This window comes from Mucilaginibacter sp. (genome assembly GCF_036383575.1).
Lineage (GTDB): Bacteria > Bacteroidota > Bacteroidia > Sphingobacteriales > Sphingobacteriaceae > Mucilaginibacter.
The window spans coordinates 1-6,770 of the sequence record NZ_DASVOB010000423.1 but is presented as its reverse complement, the minus strand read 5'-3'; the positions used below and the strand labels follow the sequence as shown (position 1 = coordinate 6,770).

At 45.3% G+C, this 6,770-nt stretch carries 3 protein-coding genes and 1 pseudogene; all 4 read right to left on the bottom strand.

From position 1 onward, the window contains the following. Positions 1-293: pseudogene (locus tag VF500_RS14795) on the bottom strand (hypothetical protein); the annotation flags it as partial. Positions 294-299: 6 nt separating this feature from the next. Beyond that, entirely contained in the window at positions 300-2,009 is a 1,710-nt protein-coding gene (locus tag VF500_RS14790) for a DUF4397 domain-containing protein (protein ID WP_330860403.1), read from the bottom strand. Between the two features lie 2 nt (positions 2,010-2,011). Further along, on the bottom strand, positions 2,012-5,449 hold the full coding sequence (locus VF500_RS14785; RefSeq protein ID WP_330860402.1) for a TonB-dependent receptor: 3,438 nt from the start codon (positions 5,447-5,449) through the stop codon (positions 2,012-2,014). Positions 5,450-5,713: 264 nt separating this feature from the next. Further along, positions 5,714-6,736: a FecR family protein gene (locus VF500_RS14780; protein ID WP_330860401.1), complete on the bottom strand. Its 1,023-nt coding sequence runs from the start codon at positions 6,734-6,736 to the stop codon at positions 5,714-5,716. Between the last annotated feature and the right edge of the window lie 34 nt (positions 6,737-6,770).

The window sequence follows — 6,770 nt, the reverse complement described above, 5'->3', positions numbered from 1 at the left end:
CCCGCATGCGATGGATATGGCGGTGCGTAAGGATCGCGTTGATCCAGGAAATCACCCTTAATGGCGGCGCTTACGGGCATCCCGTCCTGATCGGTCTGAGGGTCGATCAGCATCGTCAGAAAGGGAACTGGTTCGTCTTTGTTTTGAAGTGATATGGTATAGTTCAGGTTATTAAATACCCGTAAATAGGCGGGGCTATCTATCTTTCTATATTCTACCTTACTACAGCCCGAAGCTAAAATCAGCAGGGCCACAGCACTCATCATTATATATTGTAATCTTGATCGTAGCATAATTTTTTATTTGCTGTGTTTTACAATGATCATTTTAGCTTTATCCGCCGCGTTTGCCCGCGCACCGGTTTTACCAACAAGGGCTATGGTATAAAAACCGGCCTCGTGGTTTGGCAAAACCCCTTTTACATACAGTGCCGGACGGGCAATAAGGTCTTTACTGTTAATCACGGGGATATCACTGGCCCAGGTACCAGGAACCACCGTAGGTTTAGAACGGAATGCCATGATCTGGTAAGGTTTTGCATCAAAACCAGCACGGACGTAAGGAAACTCAATGGGTACTTTGCCTGGTTGCAGATTAGTTACCGCGCCTGTATCAAATCCATATTGGCTAACAAAATCCTGTGCATTATCGGTAGTGAGTGTTAAATACGGAACATCCGGACTCAGGTTCAGGAAACGCATGCTGAATGAAAACTCGTTGCTGTAGCGGGCATAAGTAGCGTCATCGGTAGCATTGGTTACCAAAGTTCCGCTCAGGTCGTTTGCCACGGCGGCAATAATCGGTTTACCATCGGCACCTGGGTTTAACCAAAGCGTGTAGTTACTGTTGGCCTCGGCCTTAACTTTAGTACTGGCCAAAACGGCTCCAGAAGCGCTTACTGCCTGAATATCATATTGCCCGATGATGAAAGTATCGTAATCGGTATGTGCAGTGTAATCAATAGCTGCACCTAATGTTTTGCCGTTTACCAGTATTTTAACACCATTTACTCCAGGCAGGGTATTCACGGCCTGCATCCTGAAATAGGTAACGTTAACCGGCTCGGTAATATCGGCTATCAACCTTAAGCTGTTTTGATTCGCCGAGGTGGTTTCGTCGGTTGTTGTACCGGCTAAGGGAACATTATATTTCCTTGGCGTAACCACCATGGTGTAAACGCCGCCCGGCGCATAAGTTTTAATTGGCGCATAATAAAGGCCCGGGCTATGCACAATATCCGAATTTACAGGGTTTAAAACCAATGTAGATTCATAGCCGGGTATCTGCAGACCGCTTGTAGTAAGCACTTTTAATTGTGCTGTAGTATAAGGCAGATCAATATATTCAGAATAAGTTCCGGGTGCTACGTTACTGGTTTGGCTGCTTACTGGTGTACCATCGGCCCAGGTAAGCGTAAGCGGCCCAACCAGGTTTTCCAAACGCGGGTCGTTGTTTACGGTACCTGCAAGGTTAAACAGCCTGATCTTAAAATGCGAGGCATCAGCAGCCGGGGCAATTGAACGCGGCACTTTTAAATACGCAGGCAAACCGGTTACCTGCATATAGGCCTGAGACGGCAGCAGATAGTAATCAACCGGTTGCTGCGCGCTTTCCTGCACGCTAAATTCAACTTTGGTTGGCGTTTCCTGGTAACCGCTTGTTTCGGCTATGAATTTTGCTGCCCCATTATTTAAAAGCGCTTGTGGGATAGCCCAGGTGGTGCTAAGCCTGCCATTGGTTGGAAAATATTTGGTAGCCGGATAACTATCAAACAATGGCCCATTCTTGTCCCTTATTACATAATTTGTTAAAGTATCGCCATTAGCCTGCAACTGGTTGTAGCTGCCAAGGTTAACAATACGCACAGTAGAGTTTTTGCGTGCATCAGTAACGGCCCGGTTATCAATTACAGGATCGAACTTGGCTTTTTTGCAGGAAGCAGATACCAGCGTCAAAACCAAACAAACCGCTAATACCGGGTTGCTTAAATATTTATTCAATTTTTTCATGGTTACAATAAGTTATAGGTGAAACCAAGCATGATCTCGCTGCCGCGCTGGTAGCTGCGGTTAATGTATTCGCCGCCATACCATTTGCCGCCGGTACCGGGGTTGGCATAAACTGTTTTCACAGCGGGGTTAAGCATGTTTTTGATGTAACCTTTAAACAGTATTTTGCGGTTTAAACGCTGACTGAACACAAAATCGAGCACCGGCACTGGACGGGTATACAGGTCGGGTTCGCCGGTTAGGTTTATCTGCACCAGGCGCTCGCCTACCATATTGAATGTGCCGGTAAAGGTGGTTCCCCAACGCTTGTTGGTATAGTTTAACCAGCCATTTACAGAATAAGGGGCCTGCTCAAACAGCGGACTGTTATCCGGCGAGTGGCGATCGATAGAGCGGTTAGCCTCTAAACGCTGTGCCGATTTTTTGATATCACTTTGCGCCAGCATCAGGTTGGAGCCTATGAAGAAATTATTTAAAGGGCTCCATAATTTGCCCAGATCTTTAACAATCTCTACTTCCAATCCCCATACCTTACCTGTGTTAGGGTCGTTTTCAAACCGGATGGTTGGGTATTCGGGATAAGTGGCTGCAAGGCCGCTCGTTTGCAGGCTGAACACTTTGTACAATTGATTTTTTATCCGCTTGCCAAACAATGAAAAAGAGAGCACCTCGCCTGCCGCAGGGAAATATTCCCATCTGAAATCGAGATTTTGGGTTGATTGATTGATCAAATTAGGGTTACCAACAACCAAACCGCCCTGAAAAGCATCGAATTCAAACACATTGGTGATCTCCCTTAATTCCGGGCGGGCGAGCGTGGTATTAAAACCGGCCCTAAAGTTCATATTCTCCTTATAGTTATAAGTCATGTTTAACGAGTAAAATGGCTTATAGCTTTGTTTATATACCGAGTTAGGGTTGGTTAATGAAAGAGGAATGTGCGAGCCGTCCGGGCGGGTTGTGGTTAATGCCGGATCAAGAAAAACACCCGAAGTATCAACCGCCGACTGGATATTTGTTGATTCGAACCTTACACCGCCTGTCACCCTTAAATCTTCGGCAAGTTTCATATCGAGCATGGCATAACCAGCCTTGGTTTCAAAAAAGCCTTTGTAGTTATTAGGTGATTTTTGGCTATTGTATAAAAAGCCGCCAATAGGTGCTGCGCCCTCTCCCGTTCCGGAGGCTGCTGGGTGGATACCTATTACTTCTGAGCTTACTAAACGATCAAGGTTGCCTTCCACCCTGTACAACGGCTGCGCTCCTAAAGAGGAAAAATTCGATCCCGGTAAAAACAGCACGTTCTCTGTAAATACGCGGTCGCGGTTAAGGTAATTCACACCAACTTTAAATTCCTGTTTTTTACCTAAAAATTTAAAAGGCAGGGTCAAATCGGCCTTGTAGTTATAGTTTGTTTCGGATAAGTTGCGGTAGCGGCGACCGTTAGGCTCGGCCTGGATAATGCCGTAAGCACCAAAACCGTTTACATAACCTGATGACAACGCGTATAAATGATTTGTATAAACTGATCCAGGATTGGTGTTTGTAGAACCTACCGTTGGATCTGCAATGTAGGCTCCTCCCCTTGGCGTATAATCGGCAAGGTTTACGAAACGATAATCGGGATCATTTTGGCCTGCCTTTGATGAGGCTACGTTATAACTTAAACGTGGCGAATAAGCACCTTTTAAAAATTTATGCTCGCCCTGTAAGTTAAACGTGTTCAGCTTGCGATACGATTGTTTTAGCGAATAAACCGTACTTTTTACTTCGCCCGGCAAACCGGTATAATCATACTTACCGTTTAGATTGTATGCCTGCGTTTCGCCTCCCCAGCTACCAAGGTATTGCATGCTGATCTCGTGCTGCGGGCTGAAACGATAAGTTAATCCTAATAAACCGCCATAGTTAAGGGTTTGGGTACCGGTATTTTCCTTATAAGTTTGATACCTGCCCATGTAAAGGTTATTGGGCGTGATATAGTTAGGAATATTACGCGGACTGTAAACCTGCGGGTTACCGGTAATTACGCCCTGGTATATGCTGTATTGCTGCACATCACCGCCAGAGATATCAGTAGTGCGGCTGTAATAGTTTACACCTGCAACCACACCAAGCTTGTGCTTTTTAAACAGCGTATAGCTATTACCAAACGATGCCGAATACAACTGGTTAAGCGGTGCCTGCTTATAACGGGTGGTTAAAACTGGATCAAAACCCTGCATAATGCCGTTAATGCGGTTTACCTCCTGCCGGGTTTCGGCACTGTAGCCGCTATTGGCTATCATTTTTTGAATTTGCGACAGGCCACCTTTGTACTTGGTACCCAGATCAAGAAAATCTTTGCTCAGGTCTTTTTTATTGATTTTTTGGCCCAAGAAACCCATATCGCTGTTATAAAAGCTATTGAACTGTCCGCCTACACCAATATTTGAGTTAAAACCCGATTGGGCCGCAACTTCAAACACCATACTGTCAGGTACCGATTTAGTTTTCAGTTCCACAATACCGGCGGCGGCATCGGCCGGCTTATCGGGGGTTACAGTCTTAAAAATGGTGATGTTATCCAGCAATGATGCCGGTACCAGATCGAGCGGGATAGCGCTGCGGTCGGGATCTGACGAAGCCAGGCGGATGCCGTTCAACTGGCCGATCACGCTCCTGTCGCCCAGGCCGCGGATGGCTACATATTTATCATCGGTAACCGTTACGCCCGATACCCTTTGCAGAGCCTGAGTAGTGGTGATACTGGCAGTACGCTCAATTTGTGCAGCCGAGATAGCATCCTGCACAATGGCGGCTTTCTTTCTTTCGGCCAATACAGAAATTTCAGTGTTGGTTCGTCTCCTTGCCTGTACGGTTACCTCACTTAGTTGGGTTGATGAGGCTTTGAGGGTGATGGTCAGCTCACGATCCTGCGGACCAACCTTTACTTCCTTAGTTTGATAGCCGATGTAACTTAATACCAACGTTGCCCCGCCTTCGGGCAGGGTTATTTTAAAGCGCCCGTTCGCATCGGTGGCAACGGCGGCACCGGTGGTTTTTACTCTAACCGCAACACCTATCAGCGTTTCGCCGTTTTTTTCATCTTTTACGGTACCGGTTATAACCAAGGGTACAGGCTTGTTGCCTATTACAACATATCCTTCCACCAGTTTGTACTCCAAACCGGTATGTGCTAACAGGTTATTCAATGCGTCCCTTACCGAAATATGTTCGGCAACCAGGGTCACATTCTTTTTTTCGGCATCCATAGTTTGCTCCTGGAAGGAGAACCTGATATTGCCTTGTTTGCCTATAACTGTCAGGCCTTCCGCCACGCTTACATTTTTTAATTGTAAGCTTATCTGGCGATCAAGGTCCTGACTTTTCACATTGCTTGCCATCAGCATGCCTATAAAAGTGAGCCTGACAACAATGAGCACAAAAGAGCATTTCATAAAAAATCGGATTGAAGGATATTCTTTTAATCCTTTTTGCATATTTTTGAGCATAATGAAGTTATTCGCCGCGAGGCGATGATCTGTTAAATGGCCATACCTGTTCAGGGTATGGGTTATTTATTTAAACCGCGGGAGGTCGAAAATCACACGGTTTATAAGCATTACGCGTTCCCGGCCAATGGCAGGGGACGTTTTTTGTTTGTACAAATAGGTTACATATCCAGTCCTTTCGTTAGCGTGTATTTATTACCTGAATCATTGTTAATTGACATTCACCTCCTGGCCGGATATGATAAAATTGAAATGAGCGGTTGCCGCCAGCACTTTCATAATTTTATTTAATGGCATATCGGCTTGTAAGGCAACAGATATTTTTTTATTAGCGATGGCTGGCTTGTGGTATAGGATTTTCACATTATACCAGCGCTCAAGTATTGAAGTGACGTCTTTCAGGCTGCGGTTATGAAATGAAAGCAATGCATTTTTCCAGTCGCTCACCTCGGTAGCCAACACTGCCGAAGTAATTGCCTGGCTGTTATTGTAGGTAACCATTTGGCCGGGTATCAGCACAGCTAATGATTTAATTTTGTTCCCCTTTACATCATCAACCCTAACCTTACCGGTGGCAACAGAAACTGATAAAGGCTGATCTTTAAAAGCATCTATTTTGAATGAAGTGCCCAATACCCGGGTTTGTACGGTACCGGTATGGATGATAAATGGTTTATGGGGATTTTTAGTTACCTGGAAAAAGGCTTCGCCCTCTAAAGAAATCTCACGGGTATTACTTGCAAACCTATCGGGATAATGCAACCTGCTACCTGCCCCAAGATAAACTTCCGAGCTATCGGGCAGCACAATTTTTGATCGCTGGCCTAAGGGGTTCACCTGCTCGTGAAAAGCTATCTGTTCTTTTACCGGTACTTTGCGAAAACGCGTTATACCATAAATAGCTGCACCCAGTACAAACACTGTCCAGATAGCGACGTGGCGCAGGTAACCTCTTTTAAAAATAGATACAACACGTGGTGTTCGTTCCGGAACCTCATACTGTGTTTGCTGTTGCAGTTTTTGATAAAAAAGATTGAGTTTATCATCAAGGTGGGGCTGGTCGATATCTTTTTCAGGAATAAGGCTGGTTCCCTGCTCCTCCAGCACCTCATCAAAAAGCTGTTGTGATTCGGGTTTTGAAATAAACTCCCGGATCTCTGCCAATTCTTCAGGAGTATATTGACCGGAAATGTATTTCCTGATAAGTGATTTTATGTTCTCTTCTGATTGCATTTAAATGGGCTCTCAAAATAGAAAACACCATTTA

Excerpts from the sequence above, each read along its gene's own strand:
- VF500_RS14790 (WP_330860403.1), bottom strand. The coding sequence starts at position 2,009 with ATGAAAAAATTGAATAAATATTTAAGCAACCCGGTATTAGCGGTTTGT.
- VF500_RS14785 (WP_330860402.1), bottom strand. The coding sequence starts at position 5,449 with ATGAAATGCTCTTTTGTGCTCATTGTTGTCAGGCTCACTTTTATAGGC.
- VF500_RS14780 (WP_330860401.1), bottom strand. The coding sequence starts at position 6,736 with ATGCAATCAGAAGAGAACATAAAATCACTTATCAGGAAATACATTTCC.